The organism is Herbaspirillum sp. NPDC101396, assembly GCF_044767365.1.
Lineage (GTDB): Bacteria > Pseudomonadota > Gammaproteobacteria > Burkholderiales > Burkholderiaceae_D > Herbaspirillum.
In genome coordinates this window covers 903,411-921,568 of the sequence record NZ_JBIWNT010000002.1, presented here as the reverse complement: position 1 = coordinate 921,568, position 18,158 = coordinate 903,411, and the positions used below count along the sequence as shown (strand labels likewise).

Genomic DNA, 18,158 nt, shown 5'->3' with positions numbered 1-18,158 from the left:
ATTTGATATTTAAAGTTAAGTCTCATCACTAGATTGAGTTGCTCGACGACGGCGACCAATTTGCATTCCCAAGAATGCACCTAACAATCCACCATTTATTATCAGTCCTGCAGATAGGCCTGCTAATGTAATTGCATTGCCGGTGGAATTCGGCAGCAAAAGACTCCATGGCATGCTAGCAAAGATGATGAACGGTCCCAAAACAAAGGCGGTGAGTAGACTAAACCATCCACTAGACTCAATACCCCAGGCACCCAACTTCACAACTCCGTATGCAGCAAGACATCCAACAATCGTGCCACCCAAAATCCAATTCATCCAATATTTCACGAGAGGTCCTAACGCCGCGTCGGGCGGCATACCGCAGATATGTCTGTGCCGGACAATATACCAAAAGCAGTGCGGGAGTGTTCTCGGCTTCAAGAAAGACGACTTCATAACTGCGTTATGCAGTTGCGTCCCCAAACGACGAGGGTGCGGCACTTCGTCTCCCCTCCTGATGTCACACTCTGCGTCGGGAGACTTGCCGGGCGATGTATTTTTTCCACCAGAGATAGACGCCGGTAACGCTTAACAGAGAAACCAGCAAGCCAACCAAACACAGGAGCCCCTTGTACAGACGACCTCCCACAGTTGCCATGTGTAAGCTGGTCAACCAGGTGGTGACCGTATCGCCCGCAGCCGAACCAGTGGGGAGCCAGATTCCTCTCACTTCGCCATTGAACGCGTCGATGAGGAGAGTCGTGTTGGCATAGCGCTCGCGAATGTCGCGACTGCTGGTGACTGCATAGCGATAGATCCCGCGACTGGCGTCGTAATACATCCATTCTTCGGGGCCGGGAGAGAAGCCCATTTCTCGACCTCGTGCGGTCATTTCTCGACGACCAATTTGACGCGCATGCTGCCAGTTGATGGGTGGCCGCCATTCAGGTTGAGCGATCCGCGAAATCGATCGTTCGTCAGGCTGATGGGCAAGCAATTGGCGTATGGCTGGCTGATACACCGCAGGCAGGCTCAACGCGACGCTGGAGAGCGCGAGAACGAACAGCATCAGCCATAGCCATAGCCCACCTGCGCGGTGCAGGTCGAAACTGAGTTTGTGCAGTCCGCTACCGCGACGTACACGCCATGCCGACTTCCAGCGACTGAACCACGACTTGGGACTGGCACTGCGCGCACGAGATGGCAAGGTCAGGTAGAAACCGATGAAGCAATCTACAGTCCAGGTTAGTGCGATTACCCCGAATAGCAAGGCGCCCGGTACACCAAGCGTCAGGGTGTAATGCAGGCGATAGATGAAAGGCATGAAGGCTTTACGCCCCTGCCCAAGGTCGTTGGCATTGCGACTGCCGAGAATGGCGCCTGTGTAAGGGTGAATAAAGACTTGGTTGTCCGGCAGCGGCAGTGGCTTGCCGTCAGCGTCGGAACCAGGCGTCAAAAAAAATTGAAGCGCGTGGCCTGGTTCCACTCTCAATGGCTGATAAGCCGCCCGTGCACTGGGGTAGGCCTGCAGGACGACGGCACGCAGTTCCAAAGGGTCCAGTGGTGCCGCACCGGTTAACACCGGTGCAAGAAAGAGCTCCGGACTGATCAGTCGTTCCAGTTCGTCATTCCAGGCCAACAGCGAGCCTGTGAGGCCGGCGACCAGGAGGAACGCGGCCATCCCCAAGCCGGCATAGCGATGCACGACAAGGAGGACGGCCCGTGGATTGAATAGGCGCATGCGCCAATCTCGTCGTCAGAAATCGAACTGTGCGCTCAGGCTCACGGTGCGAGGTGCGCCTTGGATCAGGCGATTTGAGCCCGCCATCAGCCAGTAAGCCTTATTGGCGACGTTATCCAGATTCAGGCGCAAGGTCGTCTTGGTCTGTCCCAAATGCGTGACGTAGCGAGCGCCGAGATCCCAGACAGTGTATCCGGGCAGCTCCCAGTTGTTGGCAGTGTCAAGAGCACGGGCGCTGACATACCGTACTCCCCCGGTGAAGGTGGCCGGCATGTCGGCCAGGGAATATTCGCTATAGAGTGAATACTGCTGACGTGATGCCCCTGGAGTACGCTTGCCGTCCAACGTGCCGCCGCTGGTCCTGGTATTGCGAGCGTCGAGAAACACCGCGCTGGCCAAGATGTTCCAGCGACGATCCAGACGCAACTTGCTGGATAACTCCAAGCCTTGATAACGAGCTTGGCCATCCTGCGTATAGACGCCACCAGAGGTGATGTAGGTCAGTGCCTGGTTCATGCGAAACAGCGCTGCACTGCCAGACCAGTTCTCCAGTTCAGCTTTCACGCCGATTTCGGTCTGCTTGCTCTTGAGCGGGGCAAACACCTCATTGGCATTGATCGTGCCAGTGGGAGCCACCGAGCCCTGTTCCAGTGCTTCTACGTAGCTGGCGTAGGTAGACAGCCAGTTGACCGGACGATATACGAGGGCCAATGTCGGCGTAACTGCGCCCTTGTCGTATGTGGTCGACCGGAAACTGCTGTGGCGTAAGCCGCCGATCAAGTCCATCTGCGAACCGAAGTGCACAATATCTGAGATGAACGCGCTCTTTTGCTGCTCTGGGAAGCGCCAGCCGCCTCCAGTCCACACGGTACTCAATCCCGGATTGGCATAGTTGGTGTTGGTTCCCAACACCCCGGTGCCCAGTACGGCGGACTTGAAGTCATTGGATTCCTGGGCATAGATGCCCGAATATGAAACCCCGAGAGTCACATCATTGCGCAGGAAATCGCCACCGAAGGAGCCGGTCACCATCGCCTGTGTCTGCTCGGAGCGCACTTGGGACGGAAGCGAGATTTGCATCTCGGAATAGGTTCCGGCAGCGTTGGCATACAAGAAGCTATGGTCGCTCTGCATGTCCTGGTCCCATTTGCGATATGAGACTTTGGCGTTCCATTCCGGGGCGAATTGCCAGGACAATGAAGTTCCAAGCGAGGTACTCCGCACCTGACTATACGCAAATGGTGAGGCCAGGCGCTTGCTGCCGTCCACTGCAGCAGGCGGTGCCGAGATCGCATTGCTTACGGCACCGCTGGCGTTGGGCACAAGCTGGTAATACACGGCATCGACTCGCCGCTCCTGGTGGAGTGCATCCACACTCAATACCACGTCGCGCGTGAGGCGCCAGTCGAAAGCGAGCGATGCCGTCTGGCGATCAATCTTTCCTCCATCCTTCACGTAGGTATTGCCTTGTTCATTGATCAGATTGATGCGGTAGCCGAAGCGGCCGTCTTCGCCTAAACGTCCGCCAAGGTCTCCATGCACCAGGACTTTGCCGCTGTCGGTTATCTGCGTGTTGAGCATACGCACCGGCGCGTCGGTCGGACGTTTGAGTGACAGGCTGACGATGCCGCCAGGCGTGCCGAAACCGTAGAGAAAACCGCCCGCGCCTTTCAGCACTTCTATGTTCTCCATCACCTCAACCGGAAGCTGGGGGGCTCCCAGAAAGCCAATCAAGTCCATGCCATCCAGTTTGTAGTTATTGCGATAACTGAGCAGCGTGCCGCGAATCAGCAGCACATCACCGGTGCCGTTGGTGTAGTTGCTGCCGGAAGCGATGCCTGCGTCGCCCTTGACGGCATCGGAAAGGGAGTGCGCCTGTTTGTTTTCAATCAGCTCACGCGTGACGACATCCACTGTGTAAGGGGTGTTGCGCAAGCTGCCGGCGCCGAGTGCGCCAAGATTCATGCTGCGCGTGCGATAGGCGTTGTTTTCGCCGCTGTCCGCCGCGGCCGAGACTTCTACCGTTGGCAGCGTGCCATTGCTGGTCGGGGAAGAAGATGCGTCCTGCAGGACATAGCCGCCTTTTTCCGACTTCACGGCCTGCAGGCCGCTACCGGCCAGCAGAGCGGCCAGACCGCCCTCCACACCGTATTGTCCGTTGAGTCCCGCCGTAGTTTTGCCTTGCGTACGCGTAGCGTCGATCCAGATCAGGATGCCGGCCTGGGCTCCAAAGGCATTGAGCGCCTGATCAAGCGTGCCGGCGGCAATCTTGTACATTTGAGGTGAGGTGTCTGCCGGCCGGGCCTGTTGGGCATAGGCCGTTCCCCCAAGTCCGACGGCGCCGATGGACAGGCAGGCGACAATGATCGCCCTGGAGAGTGGCGACAAGCTTGGCAGGCCAGCTTGGTGCCGGCGTGTTCGGACAATCGTGACTGAAGACATATGTGATTTCCCCTTCGTTGGCGTGTTTTATGAACCGGCCTCCAGAAAGAGGCCATGTCTCTATTCCGAACGAAAAGGAAAAAGTGCTACGGTCAGGAGAAGTATTTTTATCGCGCCGAGACGGAGACCCAATAACGGGTAGCGTAGGTAATTCTTATCGGCAATATCTGGGTCAATGCTGTTAACGTCTGATCCGTGTCGCGTACTGAGAAGACGCCCGATATCGCCAGCTCGCCCACCGAGTCATCGCATCGGACGATGCCGCTGCGGTAACGCGCAAGATTGGCAAGGAAGTCTCGTAACGGCATGCGTTCGGCCATCATCAATCCGCGCAGCCACTCTTCGCTCCCCGGTGGCGTTTGCTGAAGAGGGCTGAGGCTGCTACTGTCGAATGAGGCACGTTCTCCGGCGTTCACGAGCAATACCGCCTCGACATCTTGCGGTCGCAGTTCCACAAGTCCCTGGCTGACGGCGACGATTGACCTGCCATCTTCCTGCCTCACCGTGAAGCGCGTGCCGATCGCTCTGGCCCGTCCTTGCCGGGTTTCGACGACGAACGGGCGTACAGGTAATTGCTGGTCGGCGGCCGTAGCGACATGGATCTCGCCACGTTGTAAACGAATACGGCGAATATCGCTGTCGTAAGCGATATCGACTGCGCTGTCGGTATTGAGTGTCAGGCGTCCACCGTCGGGTAACGTGATTTCGCGTTGCTCACCGCGGCCTGTCCGGTAGTCGGCAGCCAGTGCCTGCCATTGAGGCGTGCGTCGCGCACCGTAGAGTGCCAATCCGCTACCGCTGATGAATAATAATGTCTTCAGCGTTCGACGGCGGACCAATTGCTGGCGCTTGATGCGAAGAGCGCCCGCGGTTGAGGGCCCGGCTATTTCGTTCAGGCGTGTGTTCATTGCCTGTACCTGGCGCCATGCATCTTGTTGTTGAGGGCCGGTGCTAAGCCAGCGTTCGAATTGCTGGTGTTCGTCGGTGCCGCTTTCGCCCGACCAGAAGCTCACTTGCCATTCCAAAGCCTGCTGCATTATCGCTGAAGGAATCTGCGCGACCTTGATGGGGGGACTCGTCATGTCAGGGGCCGCCATCCAGGCAGGCCATGCAGGATTGCACTGCCTTCAACATGTATTTACGCACTGTCGCGACCGAGATGTTGAGTGCGGTTGAAATTTCGGAATAGGTCAAGCCGTCGAAGCGAGAAAGCAAGAAGGTTGCACGGATCTTTGCAGGCATGTCATCCAGCATGACGTCGATACGCACCAGCGACTCGAGGATGATCGCCCGCGCCTCTGCCGATGGTACATGTTGCTCCGGCATGCTCGCCAAGGATTCCAACCACGCTGTTTCCAGCATGCGTCGACGATGCATGTCGATCATCAGCCCCTTGGCGATCTGGGTCAGGTGCGCACGTGATTGTTCAGGGGCGGGCGAATGCCCATTCAGCAGGATACGGACAAATGTGTCCTGAGTGATATCTGCAGCATCGAAACGATTGCCGATCCTTCGCTGCAGCCAGCACCGCAACCAGTCGTGGTGCTGGCAATAGAGAGCGCTCACCTCGCGTGTGAGGGCAGTTGCGGGTGACGACGCTGCGAAATCCACGATAAGCTCTTTTATTGATAATGCTTCTCATTTTACTAAATTATCAAATTGGAGGCAAGCCGCGATAGTTCACAAGGGGGGTCGCTTAAAAGGAATTGCGTGAGGTGCTGGACGGCCCTTTTGGCCGATTGCGAACGTCGGGGGTCAACCATTCACGGTTCAATATGCAATGGCAGTCGCAAATTCATAGTTGCAAACAGCCGTCCCTGACCGCTTGCACGCACCAATCATCTGATCTTGAGCAAGCCCGCCTTGACCTCGGCGGCAGTTTTGTACTTTGCTTTGCTTGCAGGTCCGTCGGAGCGCCGGCAATCGCAGCCGCCGCTCAGTTTGTCACTCAATGACTTGAGATATTGCGGCTGGGCGCCGGAGGACTTCGGCGTCAGTGCATAGATGAACGTTTGATATAACGCCCCTTTGACGGTCGCATGATTCTGCTCCCACGAGACGATGACAAACAGCTTCTTGTCCGGTGTCTTGTCGGTACCGGCAAAAAACAGGGACTCTATATGCGGGTCTGCGCCCTCCGGTTCATAGGTGTCAATCAGCACGCGCTCATAGGAATCGGATTGGCTTGGAACGAACAGGAACAACTGCACGTTGGGCGATGAGCCGTCAGTGGACGCATCTCCGTAGGCGACCAGCAGTACCGGCGCAGAAAAACCCAACGCATTCGTCACGACCGGCTTTTGCAGGGGCTGCATGCCTTGCGGTGCCGTGCGCACGAGGAATGCATCAACACTCTCACCTGACGTACGTTCAAGCGTGGTCGCACCAACATTCCAGGACAGAACGAGAGAGAGAAGCAAAGACAGGCAGCGAGTCAAGTGAGGTCCTTTTGGTATGACTATTTACATGGCTATTGCTGAGTTCGTCGCAACAGACGCATGCCCCGTTCTCGGTCGATGGCGTCGATGTCCGCCATCACCGGGATTGCGTGTTGACGCGGACATCAGATCGGCTTTCTTCCAACGCTTAGTTGAGAACCAGCAGCAGCTCGTCCAGACGCTCCAGGGTCGAGGCCAGACCTTCTTTCAATCCCATGTTGATGACTTGCTGCAGAGCCTCGGGCGACGCATAGGCAACCACCGTTTCCACCAGGGTATGCGCCTTGGCATCGGAAAAGGTAACGTTCCATTTGGCCCTGGGCAAGGCTGGATTCACTGCACCGGTAGCATCGCTGAATCCGTCAAACGAGGTGTAGTTGTCGATCGGCTGAATCGTCAGATAGTCAACCCGGCCCCAGTACTCTTGTCCGGTCGGATCCACCATGGCGTAGTGCCAATGCCCGCCTTCGCGGAAGTCCATGGACTTGGTTTTGGTGGTCAATGGCTTGGGGGCGAACCAGCGGTCGAGCAATTCACTTTTCGTATGGCAGTCCCAGACCAGCTGGCGCTTGCCGGCAAACTCTCTTTTGATCGTGATGGTGCTTTTTTCCTGGTCGACCAGGAAGTCGAATTGAAGTTTAAGTGTCATCGTCTTCACCTTTCAGAGTAATCAATAAATTGTCGAGATTGTCGTATCTGCTTTCCCAGCCTGCGCGTTGCTCGTCAAACCACTTCTGAGCAGCGATCAGGTTGGCGCGTTTCAGTTTGCAGGTTCGCACCCGCCCTACTTTTTCCGAAGCAATAAGGCCACTGTTTTCAAGCACCTTGATGTGCTTCAGGAACGACGGCAACCCCAGACCGAAGGGTTCCGCCAGCTCCTTGATCGATGCCGAGCCGCTACCAAGCCTGGCAATCACGGAGCGCCTGGTGGGATCGGCCAATGCGTGGAATACGTTATTGAGTGAGGCTGAATAGTTTTCCATATGGCGAACTATATCATCATGGTTCGCCGATTGGCAAACTATTTCTAGCGACTACGAAAAAGGATCGCAGCGAGGCAATCGGGAGGGAACGGCGCCTGCGAGGATCAGCCGGGGAGGCTGAATCGACGGCAGGCGACGTAATTTCATTCTGTCTGCGAGAGTGGGCTTATTGGAAAATGAAAGCGTGCCGTTTGACGAAATTGGCGAAAGATGTTGGCGTCACATTGAATTCCTGATGGCTCTCCAAGTGCACGATGGCTTGGGGATTACGCAACCGCTCAGTGGCCTGCTCGAAGAGCGCATCTGCAAAATAAGGGGATGCGCCTGCGGCCAGCATTTCCTGGCGACGTTGTTCCGGCGTGATCGGAACGTAGTCGATGGCCCGGCCCGCAACAATGGAAATAAGCGCGGCGATCCGGGACATGGGCAGCGCCTCCGGCCCTGTCATCAAATGGCGACGGCCGTCCTGCCTTGGCGCTTGCAGCACGGCGGCGCTTATCCTGGCGATGTCGAGGACGTCAATGGGAGCGAGCGTAATATCCCCCGCCGCCAGACGCAATTCGCCGCTTTCCATGATGGATCGGGCCTCGCGCAGGTAGACCTGCATGAAGCCGCAAGGCTGCAAATGCGTCCAGCGCAGCCCTGATCGTTCAAGGTAGAGCTCGGCTTGCGCGTGCATCTCCGTGAAACGAAATCTGGAGCGATCGAAGCCCGTTTCATTGCCCGAGAATTTCACGACATGCTCCACCCCGGCGCGCTTGCAGGCGTCGATGAAACTGCATTGGGTCTCCAGCATGCGCTCGTCGCCCGATGAAATCAGCAGGACTTTGTCGATGCCTTCCAACGCCGGACCCAGCGTTTCGGACCGGGACATGTCGCCTTCGGCAATGTCAACGTTGTCCGGCAAGAGAGAAGATGCTTTTGCGCGGTCTCTCACCAGCGCACGAAACGGCACCCGTTGCTTATGCAACTGGGTGACGATATGCGTGCCGTTCAGCCCCGCGGCGCCCGTGACCAGGATCATGCGTTGCCCCCCATGGCCGCGTGCCAGGGATCGGTGGCAATGAAACTGGCGCGGGAAGAATGCAACTCCAGGTAGCGCGCGAGATGCGGGGCGCCGGCAATTGCCTGCGCGCCCTCGGAAAACAGGCGCACGGCGGCCAAGGTCGACAGAAGAAGCGCATCGGCGAAGGTAAAGCGCGCAGCGGCGAGGAAAGCTTTCCCAGCCAGGGCGCCGTCAAGCAGGACGATGAACGCCTTCAACTCCGGCAGCGCGGCGTCGACGGTAGCGCGGTCAACCGTTCCATCCGCTGTCTTGGGGAAGAGATTGGCAAACACATATTGCCTGATCAATACCGGATCCATGGCGGTCATGACGATCGACACCCATTGCTCGGCTTCCGCTTCCGCCGCCGGCGCCTCGGGACTTGCCGGCATCATCGGCGCTTGCGGATGAAGGCGATCGAGGTAAGCCACGATTGCCCGGGACTCTCCCAGCCTTACCTGACCGTGACGCAAACCCGGGACTTTTCCCAGGGGATGGATTGCGCTCGCTTCGCCAGAGTGCGGATGGACAGGAAAATGATCGTAGTCGATCGCTTTCTCCGCACATACCATTCTGACTGCGCGCGTAAAGTTGCTTTGCGGGATGCCGTAAATCTCGATTCTGTCCTGGCTCATTCGACTGCACTCCTTCACTGTTGAAAAAAGGAGGAGGCAGCGTCAATCGCAATGGCGGCCTCCCCATTTCCTTAAGACGAATCGCAGCAGGAAAAGGATGCGCATGGTGACCGCCGCGAAAGTGTCAGACCGTTTTTACCGTCACGGCGCGCATGTCGCCAGACGCTATCGGCACCGAAGTATGTTCGTGGACGATAAGCCAGTCCCGCCCCTCTTTCGCCAACGCCACGCTCATCCGGTTTTGTATGGATCGCAATGCCTGGCGGGATGGAGAGAACGCCGTGTAAGTGACCAGCGCGCTGGCTATCGCCAGATCTGCCCCGACCGTCATCTGAATTTGTTCCAAGCCGACCGAGACGGTTTCCTCGCCGAGCGAGGAAAACCAGTTCGCGGCCACGCGGCGCCAGGCATCCTTTCCTTCGTGGGACCAGTTTTCCCATGTGTCGAAGATGCGGATGTCATCACTGTACAGGCGAAGGAATCCCTCGAGGTCCTTGGCCAGAACAGTTGACTGGTAACGTTCAAGAACGTGATGGATTTGCATTTCAGGATGGCTCATCAAGTTTTCTCCGATAGGTAAGCGAAGTCATCTCAGCACATTCGGCAGCGTAGCGCGCATGTCGAAAATCCCGTATCCCCGTGATATGTCCCCCCTCCCATTCGATGGTCACGAAGTAGAACGGTGGTGCTTGCGGCATTCCCGGATTGAATACAAGCAGAGCCGGCCGGCCGTCAACCAATCCGGGGAGCAATTTCCAGTCGTTGATACCGGCGTAGTTGCCGAAGTAGCGCGATACTTCCTTGCGACCGCTCATGCGGGTGCGACTGACTAGCTCCAGTGCAACGTCGTCGGCCAGCATGTTGCGCACGGCATCGAAGTCATGGGCATTGAAACGGTCGGCGTAAGCCGCCAGGCGATCCAAGTCCGCATCGTCCAGAGCCGGGCGCTCGCCCGGGTTGTCGACCAGCTCACGGAGACGGCCCCGTCCGCGATGCAGCGCAGCCTTGACCGCGGGAATCGTCAGCCCGGTAATGTCCCCTACTTCCCGCAACGAATAGCCCAGTACATCCATCAGGATGACCACGCCGCGCTGGGCGACGGGAAGGTGCATGAAGGTGCGCAAGGCGGCTGCCGCTGCATGCCGGGAAACGGCCGATGCCGTTTCGTCGACTGCCGATTCCGGATCTTCTTCGGAATGAACGGCTTCTTGCCGGCGGCGTCGGCGCAGGAAATCCATCGCGGCATTGTGCGCAATACGGAAGAGCCAGCTTTCCGCATTGTCGATCGGCGTGCGGCCATATGCCTCGACCGCCTTGATCAGCGCCTCCTGAACGATATCTTCACCGTCGACGGCGGAACCCGCCATGCGTGCGCAATAGCGATGAAGCTTGGGACGCATGTCACCGAGCTTCCGCTCGAACAACAGTCGCGCCTCTTGCTGGTCTGAAATGAAAGCCATGTCTCTTGTTTCCTGACGCTCAGGAATCATCATCCGTCATGCCGTAACTTCCGACGACCGTCACGTCGAGTCTCTGTGCGGGCGCAAGCAAACGTGTTCTGATATCCCATTGAAAGGATGCGAACGCCTCCGATTTCGCAAACGGCTCGACACCCTCGGGGGCTTGCAGAAAATGAAAGAATTGCCCGTTCGCTGCGCGCAATGCCATGTAGCGAAGCCTCTCCGGCGCCGCCTTCCGGAGCTCATCGAAGACGTCCCGGATCAGATCGGCATTCTCGTCCGCGCGTTCGGGCCTGGTGCTGTAGCTTATCAATATTTTCTGCATGAAATGACTCCCGGGAAAGTGCCGTGCCTGACGGCGTTGATCTTAGCCCGCTGCGACGTCTTGTCAGCGGCGCCTGGCTCACGCTGATAAGACGTTGCGGAAAGCAAAAAGGATGCGCTGCCGCTCATGCTTGCTGCGACATTTTGCCGCAAACCTGCATCGTCAAATCAGAGGATAATGAGAACTATTATTGATTGACCTTGCAGACTTGCGTTGCTGCACGGACACCAGGCAGCTCATGACTTCCTCCCCAGCCACTGCAGCATCTGCTGCCCTATCCACTACCCTTGCCGATCTCGCCAAGGGTGAGCAAGCCTGCATCCGTTTCCTCGCTGCGCCGCAAGGCGCCGAACAATCTGCGCTGCGCGAACGGCTGGAAGAACTCGGTTTCCTGCCCGGCGAAATCGTGCGCGTGGTGGCGCTGTCGTTTCCGGCCGGCGATCCGATCGCGGTGCGCATCGGCAACACCACCTTTGCGTTGCGCCGCCATGAAGCGGAGTTGATCCACATCGACCGCCTGGCCTGACTCATCCGCCCCAAGACATCCACCATGCAGCATTCCGACACGCTCACGCCCCCGCTTAACCTTGCCCTGGTGGGCAATCCGAATTGCGGCAAGACCGCGCTGTTCAATCGCCTCACCGGCGCGCGCCAGAAAGTCGCCAACTACGCCGGCGTGACGGTCGAGCGCAAGGCCGGGCGCTTCGTCTCCGGCAGCGGCGCGGCCTATCGGCTGGTCGACCTGCCCGGCACCTACAGCCTCAGCGCGCTGACGCCGGACGAAGCGGTCACGCGCGCAGTGCTGCTCGGTGAACGCGCGGACGAAGCGCTGCCCGACCTGATCGTGCTGGTGGCCGACGCCAGCAAGCTGCGCCTGAACCTCAAACTGGCCATCGAAGTGCTGCGGCTGCAACGTCCTGCCATCCTGGCGCTCAACATGGGCGACGTCGCCCGCAAACGTGGCGTCAACGTCGACGCCGCCCGGCTCAGCGCCGAGCTCGGCATTCCCGTGGTTGAAACCGTCGCTGTGCAGCAGCAAGGCGCGAGCGCCCTGGCCGATGCCGTCGATGCCTGGCGCAACCGCCATCCGAACAGCAATCCCGATGCCTGGATTTCACGCCGCTTCGGCGATGCGGCCACGCCGATGAGCGCGACCGAACGCCAGCAAGCCGTGCGCAACATTCTCGACGCCGCCGTCACCGAACGTGCGCAGGCGCGCACCGCCGAAGACCGCATCGACGCCTGGGTGCTGCATCCGGTGTTCGGTTATGTGCTGTTGCTGGTGCTGCTGTTCACGATTTTCCAGGCGGTGTTCAGCTGGTCTGCGCTGCCGATGGACATGATCAAGAGCGGCGTCGACGGCATCGGCGCGCTGGTCACGCAGTACATGCCGGAAGGATTGCTGCGCAGCCTGATCGTCGACGGCATCATCTCCGGCGTCGGCAGCGTGCTGGTGTTCCTGCCGCAGATCCTGGTACTGTTCTTCTTCATCCTGCTGCTGGAAGATTCGGGCTACCTGCCGCGCGCCGCCTTCCTGCTGGACCGGCTGATGGGCAGCGTCGGCTTGTCGGGACGCGCCTTCATCCCGCTGCTGTCAAGTTTCGCCTGCGCGATTCCCGGCGTGATGGCCACGCGCACCATCCAGAATCCGCGCGACCGCCTCGCCACCATCATGATCGCGCCGCTGATGACCTGCTCGGCGCGGCTGCCGGTATATGCGCTGATCATCGGCGCCTTCATTCCGGATCGCGCGGTCGGAATTTTCAATTTGCAGGGGCTGGTGCTGTTCGGCTTGTACGTGCTCGGCATCGTCTCGGCGATGGCGGTGGCTTACGTGTTCAAGCGCGTGATCGCCAAAGGCCGGCAGCAACCGCTGTTGCTGGAGTTGCCCAACTACCACGTGCCGCACTTGCGCAACCTGGCGCTGGGCATGTGGGAACGCGCGCGCATTTTCATCACGCGCGTGGGCACCATCATCCTGGCGCTGATGGTGATCCTGTGGTTCCTGTCGACCTTCCCCGGTGCGCCGGACGGCGCCGTCGGCCCGGCCATCCAGTACAGCCTGGCGGGACGCATTGGCAGTTTCCTCGAACCGCTGTTCGCGCCGATCGGCTTCAACTGGCAGATCGCCATCGCGCTGATCCCGGGTCTGGCCGCGCGTGAAGTCGCGGTCGGCGCGCTCGGCACCGTGTATGCGCTGTCGGCCAGCGGCGACCAGTTGGCCTCTGCACTGGAGCCGATGCTGACGCAGACCTGGAGCCTGCCGACGGCGCTGTCGCTGCTGATCTGGTATGTGTTTGCACCGCAATGCATCTCGACGCTGTCGATCGTCAAGCGCGAAACCAATTCGTGGAAACCAGCACTGGCGATGGCCGGCTACATGTTCGCGCTGGCCTATCTGGCTTCGCTGGCGACGTTCCGGCTGGCCACGGCCTTCCTGTAAAAACGAGGACCATCATGCAAAACCTCATCGTCGCTGCCATCGTGTTGACTGCCTGCTGGCATGTGCTGCAGCGCTATCTGCCGAAATCGGTGAAGCACGGCATGGCGACTGCCGTTGCTGCATGGTGCCGGGATCGCGGCTGGCACGGCATGGCTGCGCGGATGCAAGCGACGGAGCATGCGCCGGCGACCGGCTGCGACAGTTGCAGCGCGTGCGCGGGTGCTGAAGAAAAGGGAAAAGACAAAAAAGGAAATCAGGCCGTCCAGAAAATCTCAGTGGACAGCCTGAAGCGCAGTCTGCGCCGTTAGGTTTCTACAGCAGAATGCAAGCGGCAAGGAGCGCCGCAACAACATCAATCGCCGTCATCGCAACGACGCCGATGCGACGCTGCATGAAGGCGCCCAGCGCCCAGAACGCCGCCAGCAAGGCGCAGCACAGTTCCAGCAGGCGCGCGTAGGAAAGATCGTCCGACACCCACATGCATGCCGCACTGGCCGCCAGCAACAGGCTGAATTGAAGCACCGCCAGCATACCCGCGCCGCGCGACAACTTCGGATCATAGCGCTCGCGCGCCGCTTCCAGATCGAACGCCGGCCCGTCCGCCGTCACCCCGGCCGGCAGCCAGCCGGGCGGCTTGAACCACAGCTTGAGCTTGTCCTGCCAGCGCGGCAGGCGCGCCGCGGTTTGCGCCAGTTGCCAGTAACCGCTGGTCACTGCCCACAACGGATCCCAACTCTTGAGCGGCGTGCGCGTGCCGTAGACGCAGGCTTCTTTCTCTTCCGCGAAGGTGCCGAACATCCGGTCCCAGATCACCAGCATGCCGCCGTAATTCTTGTCGAGGTACTGGTCGTTGACTGCATGGTGCACGCGATGGTTGGACGGCGAGGAGAATATTTTGTCGAACCAGCCTAGTTTGCCGACGTGTTCGGTATGAATCCAGAACTGATACACCAGCACGATCAGGCCGGCGATGGCGAACTGCTCGGGCGGCACGCCCAGCACCGCCATCGGCAGGTAGAACAGCCAGCCGATGAGGATCACCGTGCTCTCCTGGCGCAGCGCCGTCGACAGGTTGAAATCCTGGCTCTGGTGATGCACCGCGTGCGCGGCCCACATCACGGCGTTCTCATGACCCATGCGATGCAGCCAGTAGTCGAAGAAATCGAACAGCAGGATCGCCGCAATCCAGCCGGCCGCGCCATGCCAGAAGCGCGCATGCGGCGCGATTGCCACGAAGCGATAGGCGAAGGTGTAAAAACCGATCTGGAACAATTGCGTGACCAATCCCACCAACTGGCCGATCAGGCCCTGGCTCAGGCTGCTGATGGCGTCGTTGAGGCGATAGGTATTGCGCCCGCGGAAATAGCCGTAGGCGAGCTCCGCACAGATCAGCACAAGGAACAGCGGGATGATGTAGACGACGAGTTGTTCCATGGGATATTTCTGATGATTTCAGGCTGCAGCGTCACGGCGAATGACATGTCAATGCGCGTGGGTGCTGGCGTTCAGCGCATCTTGCAGCGCACAACGAATTGTACGGCAGATAGCGAAAACGCGTCGGGGATGCCTTGCGGAAATAGGCCGTGGGGACGGCTGGAAATGAAAAACGGGCATGCCCCCTGAGACCATGCCCGCAATGCCGACGCAAATTTTCCCGTGAGAAATATTGTGAATTTATGCACGCTGCAGCGCATCCCGATACGCGTACAACGCGGGCGTGCCACCAGTCATTACAAACAAAATATTAGCGCCCGGTTGGTAACGCCCTGCCCTGATCGCCGCCAGCATGCCGGCGAAAGCCTTGCCCGAATACACCGGGTCGACCAGGATGCCTTCGGTGCGCGCCAGGGCCAGCAAGGCTTCCCGCATGGCGTCGGTGGCGATGCCGTAACCCGGACCGCGCTGGCTGCCGTCGACCAGGATGTCGGTGTCGGCAATAATGCTGTCGTCTCCCAGCAGCGCCAGCGTCTCGCGCACCAGCGTCAGCGTGGTGGCCTGCGCAGTTGCCGCTTCCGCCAGGGTGCTGTAGGCCTGCACCAGCGTCGCCGGTTTGCCGGCGTGCACCAGCCCGGCGGCCAGGCCGGCGTGGGTTGCGGAACTGCCATTGGGCACCACGATGCCGTCGAACTGCACGCCCAGCGCGTCGCCCTGTTGCAGCAACTCTTCCGCGCAAGCGACATAACCGAGGCTGCCCACCGCAGTCGAGCCGCCGGTCGGGATCAGGTAGGGCTTGCGGCCGGCTGCGATCAGTTCGGCGACGCGTTCGCGCGCACGTACGATCGGCGCCACGCCATCAGGCGCGATCTCGACACGTGCGCCAAAAATGTCGTTGAGCAGCACGTTGCCGCCCAGCGCATATTCTTCGTTGGTGCGCGGCACCAGGCGACCGAGCACGATCTCGCAATGCAAGCCGGCTTTTGCCGCCGCAGCGGCAGTCAGGCGCGCGTGATTCGATTGCAGGCCGCCGACGGTGACCAGCGTGTCGGCGCCTTCGGCCAGTGCGGCGCCGATCAGGAACTCCAGCTTGCGCAGCTTGTTGCCCCCGCCGCCCAGCGACATCAGGTCGTCGCGCTTGACGAAGATGTTGACGGCCGCCGTTTCCGGCAACAGGCGGCGCAGATTCTCCAGCTTTTCCACTGGCGTGGCCTGGTCGAGCAATCGGTAGCGCGGAAAACGATCAAGTGAAGACGTTTGGTTCAGGGACATGGATTCCTCATTGGTCTGGTTTGTTCTGATTGTGCAAATTCCAAGTACGCCGATAATACGACGCCCGGTATATTCATGCCGCCGGCCTCCGGTGGCCGGACGGCAATTGGTTTACCATCCGGACTATTCCATCAAGAAAATATCTCCGTACAGGACCCTCGCATGAAAACCGGCACCAGACGCCCCTTCGACGATCTTCAGGTCGGCAGCATCGAGTTGTTTTGCCTGGCTGCGGAACTGAGCAGTTTCAGCGCCGCCGCCGTGGCCGCCAGCGTGACGCCGGCGGCAGTCAGCCGCTCGGTCTCGCGCCTGGAAGAGCGCCTGGGCGTGCGCTTGTTCGTACGCACCACGCGCCAGATCCGCCTGACAGAAGAAGGCCAGCTGTATTTCGAGCAATGCCGCGACGCGCTATCCACGTTGATCGACGCCGAACGCCGCGTCAGCGGATTACATGGCAAACCGGCCGGCACGCTGCGCATCAGCCTGCCGACGCCGTATGCGCATTACCGTGTGTTGCCGATCCTGCCGGAATTCCGTACACGCTATCCCGACGTCGCCGTCGAAACCCACATCAGCAACCGCAACGTCGATTTCGCCGATGACGCATACGACCTGTCGGTGCGCGGCAAGGCGCCGGATGACTCGAACCTGATCGCACGCACGCTGGAGGATGCCGAACTCGTCATCGTCGCCAGCCCGGACTACCTGCACCGGGCCGGTACGCCGCGCACCATCGACGAACTGCATGCGCACGAGTGCATCCAGTTCGATCTGCCGAGCAACGGCCGCCGCCTGCCGTGGACGCTGCGCCAGGACGGCGCCGACATCGACGTGCCCACCAGCGGCAACTACGGCTGCGCCGAAGACGTGCTCGGCGGCGTCACGCTGGCGCGCGCCGGCGCCGGACTGTTCCAGACCTATCGCTTCGTGGTCGCGGAAGACTTGCGCTCCGGCGCCCTGGTCGAGGTCCTGACCGGCTACGGCGGCGTCACCCGCCCCTTCGTGATGCTGTATCCGCATGCGCGTCACATGTCTTCACGCGTGCGCGCCTTCGTCGATTTCCTGATGGAAAAACTGCAGCGCTAGGGTGAACGTCCTTACCAGCGACCGGAACTGGCGCCGCCATCAACCGGCAGAATCGCACCGGTGGTGAAGTTGGAATCGGTCAGGTATTGCACCGCGCCGATGATGTCGTCCACCTGGCCGATCTGACCGGTCGGCTGCAGGGCCTTCAGGAAATCATGGCTGCCCGGGGCATGCAACGGTGTCTCGATGATGCCGGGCGCGACCGCGTTGACCTTGACGTTGTGCGCCGCCAGTTCCAGCGCGAGTGCACGCGTGGCCTGGTTGAGGCCGCCCTTGATCAGCACGGGCAACAGCGCCGGCACGGCGGTAGTCGGCTGCATGGCGATGCTGGCGGTGATGTTGATGATGTGGCCGCTGCGATGCTCGACCATGTGGCGCACCGCTTGCTGGGTGATGTAGAAGAAGCCCTTCAGGTTGGTGCTGACGATGCTGTCGACGTCCTGTTCGGTGTAGCCGATGGTCGGCTTGGCGATGAAGATGCCGGCGTTGTTGATCAGCACGTCGACCTTGCCGAAACGGTCCAGCGCTTCCGAAAAGATTTCCTCCGCGGTCGCCGGCAGCGCGATGTCGCCGGCCACGCCGAAGAAGTTGCCGGCGTTCTCGAACTGGGCGGCCGCAGCCTGCAGGCGCTCTTCGGTGCGCGCATTGCCGACGACGTAGTCGCCGCGCTTCAGATAGGCTTGCGCCAGGGCGAAGCCGATGCCGCTGGAAGCGCCGGTGATGACGATGGTTTTGGGTTGATAAGACATGATGTTTCCTTCAAGAATGATGGACCGCAAATAGTGCAAATAAGCATGGTGTCGGCGTGCGGATCGGGGTGATCTCGCGTTGCCTTGGAATGCACTATAGGGATTCACGCTCTGGGGAAAAAG

The 18,158-nt window shown here is 59.7% G+C and carries 20 protein-coding genes; 4 read left to right on the top strand and 16 right to left on the bottom strand.

The annotated features are described in order from the left end of the window. Positions 1–15 precede the first annotated feature (15 nt). From ACIROY_RS09260 to ACIROY_RS09200, 13 genes are all read right to left on the bottom strand, one after another. A complete protein-coding gene (locus tag ACIROY_RS09260; RefSeq protein ID WP_402341306.1) occupies positions 16–330 on the bottom strand; it encodes a hypothetical protein in 315 nt (104 codons plus the stop codon). A 172-nt stretch (positions 331–502) separates the two neighbouring features. Further along, positions 503–1,723 carry a PepSY-associated TM helix domain-containing protein gene (locus ACIROY_RS09255; protein ID WP_402341304.1) on the bottom strand — a complete coding sequence of 407 codons (1,221 nt, stop codon included), beginning with the start codon at positions 1,721–1,723 and terminating at the stop codon, positions 503–505. A 15-nt stretch (positions 1,724–1,738) separates the two neighbouring features. Beyond that, positions 1,739–4,165, bottom strand: a complete 2,427-nt coding sequence (locus ACIROY_RS09250) for a TonB-dependent siderophore receptor (RefSeq protein WP_402341302.1) — start codon at positions 4,163–4,165, stop codon at positions 1,739–1,741. 107 nt (positions 4,166–4,272) lie between these two features. Further along, positions 4,273–5,247 carry a FecR domain-containing protein gene (locus ACIROY_RS09245; RefSeq protein WP_402274759.1) on the bottom strand — a complete coding sequence of 325 codons (975 nt, stop codon included), beginning with the start codon at positions 5,245–5,247 and terminating at the stop codon, positions 4,273–4,275. 1 nt (position 5,248) lies between these two features. Next, positions 5,249–5,776 carry a sigma-70 family RNA polymerase sigma factor gene (locus ACIROY_RS09240; protein WP_402274757.1) on the bottom strand — a complete coding sequence of 176 codons (528 nt, stop codon included), beginning with the start codon at positions 5,774–5,776 and terminating at the stop codon, positions 5,249–5,251. Positions 5,777–6,003: 227 nt separating this feature from the next. Then, positions 6,004–6,603 (bottom strand): hypothetical protein, encoded by a 600-nt coding sequence (locus ACIROY_RS09235; protein ID WP_402341300.1) that lies wholly within the window; start codon positions 6,601–6,603, stop codon positions 6,004–6,006. 148 nt (positions 6,604–6,751) lie between these two features. Further along, a complete protein-coding gene (locus tag ACIROY_RS09230; protein WP_402274753.1) occupies positions 6,752–7,252 on the bottom strand; it encodes an SRPBCC domain-containing protein in 501 nt (166 codons plus the stop codon). After that, positions 7,242–7,586 (bottom strand): helix-turn-helix transcriptional regulator, encoded by a 345-nt coding sequence (locus tag ACIROY_RS09225; protein ID WP_116436730.1) that lies wholly within the window; start codon positions 7,584–7,586, stop codon positions 7,242–7,244. Before ACIROY_RS09225 ends, ACIROY_RS09230 begins: the two co-directional genes overlap by 11 nt. 166 nt (positions 7,587–7,752) lie before the next feature. After that, positions 7,753–8,610, bottom strand: a complete 858-nt coding sequence (locus tag ACIROY_RS09220; protein ID WP_402341298.1) for an SDR family oxidoreductase — start codon at positions 8,608–8,610, stop codon at positions 7,753–7,755. Beyond that, on the bottom strand, positions 8,607–9,266 hold the full coding sequence (locus ACIROY_RS09215) for a glutathione S-transferase family protein (protein ID WP_402274749.1): 660 nt from the start codon (positions 9,264–9,266) through the stop codon (positions 8,607–8,609). The genes ACIROY_RS09220 and ACIROY_RS09215 overlap by 4 nt, the downstream gene beginning before the upstream one ends. A gap of 124 nt (positions 9,267–9,390) precedes the next feature. Beyond that, entirely contained in the window at positions 9,391–9,825 is a 435-nt protein-coding gene (locus tag ACIROY_RS09210; RefSeq protein WP_402341296.1) for a YybH family protein, read from the bottom strand. Continuing rightward, positions 9,812–10,759 (bottom strand): sigma-70 family RNA polymerase sigma factor, encoded by a 948-nt coding sequence (locus tag ACIROY_RS09205; RefSeq protein ID WP_402341294.1) that lies wholly within the window; start codon positions 10,757–10,759, stop codon positions 9,812–9,814. The genes ACIROY_RS09210 and ACIROY_RS09205 overlap by 14 nt, the downstream gene beginning before the upstream one ends. Further along, positions 10,746–11,051, bottom strand: a complete 306-nt coding sequence (locus tag ACIROY_RS09200) for a hypothetical protein (protein WP_402274742.1) — start codon at positions 11,049–11,051, stop codon at positions 10,746–10,748. The genes ACIROY_RS09205 and ACIROY_RS09200 overlap by 14 nt, the downstream gene beginning before the upstream one ends. Before the next feature lie 238 nt (positions 11,052–11,289). On the opposite strand from ACIROY_RS09200, the gene ACIROY_RS09195 reads away from it, so the two are divergent. The 3 genes from ACIROY_RS09195 to ACIROY_RS09185 are packed head-to-tail and all read left to right on the top strand — an operon-like array spanning position 11,290 to position 13,802. Further along, on the top strand, positions 11,290–11,577 hold the full coding sequence (locus tag ACIROY_RS09195) for a ferrous iron transport protein A (RefSeq protein ID WP_402341292.1): 288 nt from the start codon (positions 11,290–11,292) through the stop codon (positions 11,575–11,577). Between the two features lie 24 nt (positions 11,578–11,601). Next, on the top strand, positions 11,602–13,494 hold the full coding sequence (gene feoB / locus ACIROY_RS09190; RefSeq protein ID WP_402341290.1) for a ferrous iron transport protein B: 1,893 nt from the start codon (positions 11,602–11,604) through the stop codon (positions 13,492–13,494). A gap of 14 nt (positions 13,495–13,508) precedes the next feature. Continuing rightward, on the top strand, positions 13,509–13,802 hold the full coding sequence (locus ACIROY_RS09185; protein ID WP_402274734.1) for a DUF6587 family protein: 294 nt from the start codon (positions 13,509–13,511) through the stop codon (positions 13,800–13,802). Positions 13,803–13,806: 4 nt separating this feature from the next. On the opposite strand, the gene ACIROY_RS09180 is transcribed toward ACIROY_RS09185, so the two are convergent. Together ACIROY_RS09180 and ACIROY_RS09175 are read right to left on the bottom strand one after the other, a co-directional pair. Next, positions 13,807–14,928: a sterol desaturase family protein gene (locus tag ACIROY_RS09180; protein ID WP_402274733.1), complete on the bottom strand. Its 1,122-nt coding sequence runs from the start codon at positions 14,926–14,928 to the stop codon at positions 13,807–13,809. A gap of 240 nt (positions 14,929–15,168) precedes the next feature. Next, positions 15,169–16,200 carry a D-cysteine desulfhydrase family protein gene (locus tag ACIROY_RS09175; protein WP_402341289.1) on the bottom strand — a complete coding sequence of 344 codons (1,032 nt, stop codon included), beginning with the start codon at positions 16,198–16,200 and terminating at the stop codon, positions 15,169–15,171. Between the two features lie 162 nt (positions 16,201–16,362). Here ACIROY_RS09175 and ACIROY_RS09170 point away from each other — a divergent pair, with 162 nt between their 5' ends. After that, positions 16,363–17,286 (top strand): LysR substrate-binding domain-containing protein, encoded by a 924-nt coding sequence (locus ACIROY_RS09170; RefSeq protein ID WP_402341287.1) that lies wholly within the window; start codon positions 16,363–16,365, stop codon positions 17,284–17,286. Between the two features lie 11 nt (positions 17,287–17,297). Here ACIROY_RS09170 and ACIROY_RS09165 read toward each other — a convergent pair whose 3' ends face one another. Further along, positions 17,298–18,035 (bottom strand): SDR family NAD(P)-dependent oxidoreductase, encoded by a 738-nt coding sequence (locus ACIROY_RS09165; protein ID WP_402341285.1) that lies wholly within the window; start codon positions 18,033–18,035, stop codon positions 17,298–17,300. Positions 18,036–18,158: the final 123 nt, after the last annotated feature.

Coding starts and splice junctions, on each gene's coding strand:
- ACIROY_RS09215 (WP_402274749.1), bottom strand. CDS start 9,266: ATGAGCCAGGACAGAATCGAGATTTACGGCATCCCGCAAAGCAACTTT.
- ACIROY_RS09165 (WP_402341285.1), bottom strand. CDS start 18,035: ATGTCTTATCAACCCAAAACCATCGTCATCACCGGCGCTTCCAGCGGC.
- ACIROY_RS09210 (WP_402341296.1), bottom strand. CDS start 9,825: ATGAGCCATCCTGAAATGCAAATCCATCACGTTCTTGAACGTTACCAG.
- ACIROY_RS09195 (WP_402341292.1), top strand. CDS start 11,290: ATGACTTCCTCCCCAGCCACTGCAGCATCTGCTGCCCTATCCACTACC.
- feoB (WP_402341290.1), top strand. CDS start 11,602: ATGCAGCATTCCGACACGCTCACGCCCCCGCTTAACCTTGCCCTGGTG.
- ACIROY_RS09250 (WP_402341302.1), bottom strand. CDS start 4,165: ATGTCTTCAGTCACGATTGTCCGAACACGCCGGCACCAAGCTGGCCTG.
- ACIROY_RS09225 (WP_116436730.1), bottom strand. CDS start 7,586: ATGGAAAACTATTCAGCCTCACTCAATAACGTATTCCACGCATTGGCC.
- ACIROY_RS09255 (WP_402341304.1), bottom strand. CDS start 1,723: ATGCGCCTATTCAATCCACGGGCCGTCCTCCTTGTCGTGCATCGCTAT.
- ACIROY_RS09230 (WP_402274753.1), bottom strand. CDS start 7,252: ATGACACTTAAACTTCAATTCGACTTCCTGGTCGACCAGGAAAAAAGC.
- ACIROY_RS09185 (WP_402274734.1), top strand. CDS start 13,509: ATGCAAAACCTCATCGTCGCTGCCATCGTGTTGACTGCCTGCTGGCAT.
- ACIROY_RS09220 (WP_402341298.1), bottom strand. CDS start 8,610: ATGATCCTGGTCACGGGCGCCGCGGGGCTGAACGGCACGCATATCGTC.
- ACIROY_RS09175 (WP_402341289.1), bottom strand. CDS start 16,200: ATGTCCCTGAACCAAACGTCTTCACTTGATCGTTTTCCGCGCTACCGA.
- ACIROY_RS09180 (WP_402274733.1), bottom strand. CDS start 14,928: ATGGAACAACTCGTCGTCTACATCATCCCGCTGTTCCTTGTGCTGATC.
- ACIROY_RS09200 (WP_402274742.1), bottom strand. CDS start 11,051: ATGCAGAAAATATTGATAAGCTACAGCACCAGGCCCGAACGCGCGGAC.
- ACIROY_RS09170 (WP_402341287.1), top strand. CDS start 16,363: ATGAAAACCGGCACCAGACGCCCCTTCGACGATCTTCAGGTCGGCAGC.
- ACIROY_RS09205 (WP_402341294.1), bottom strand. CDS start 10,759: ATGATGATTCCTGAGCGTCAGGAAACAAGAGACATGGCTTTCATTTCA.
- ACIROY_RS09245 (WP_402274759.1), bottom strand. CDS start 5,247: ATGACGAGTCCCCCCATCAAGGTCGCGCAGATTCCTTCAGCGATAATG.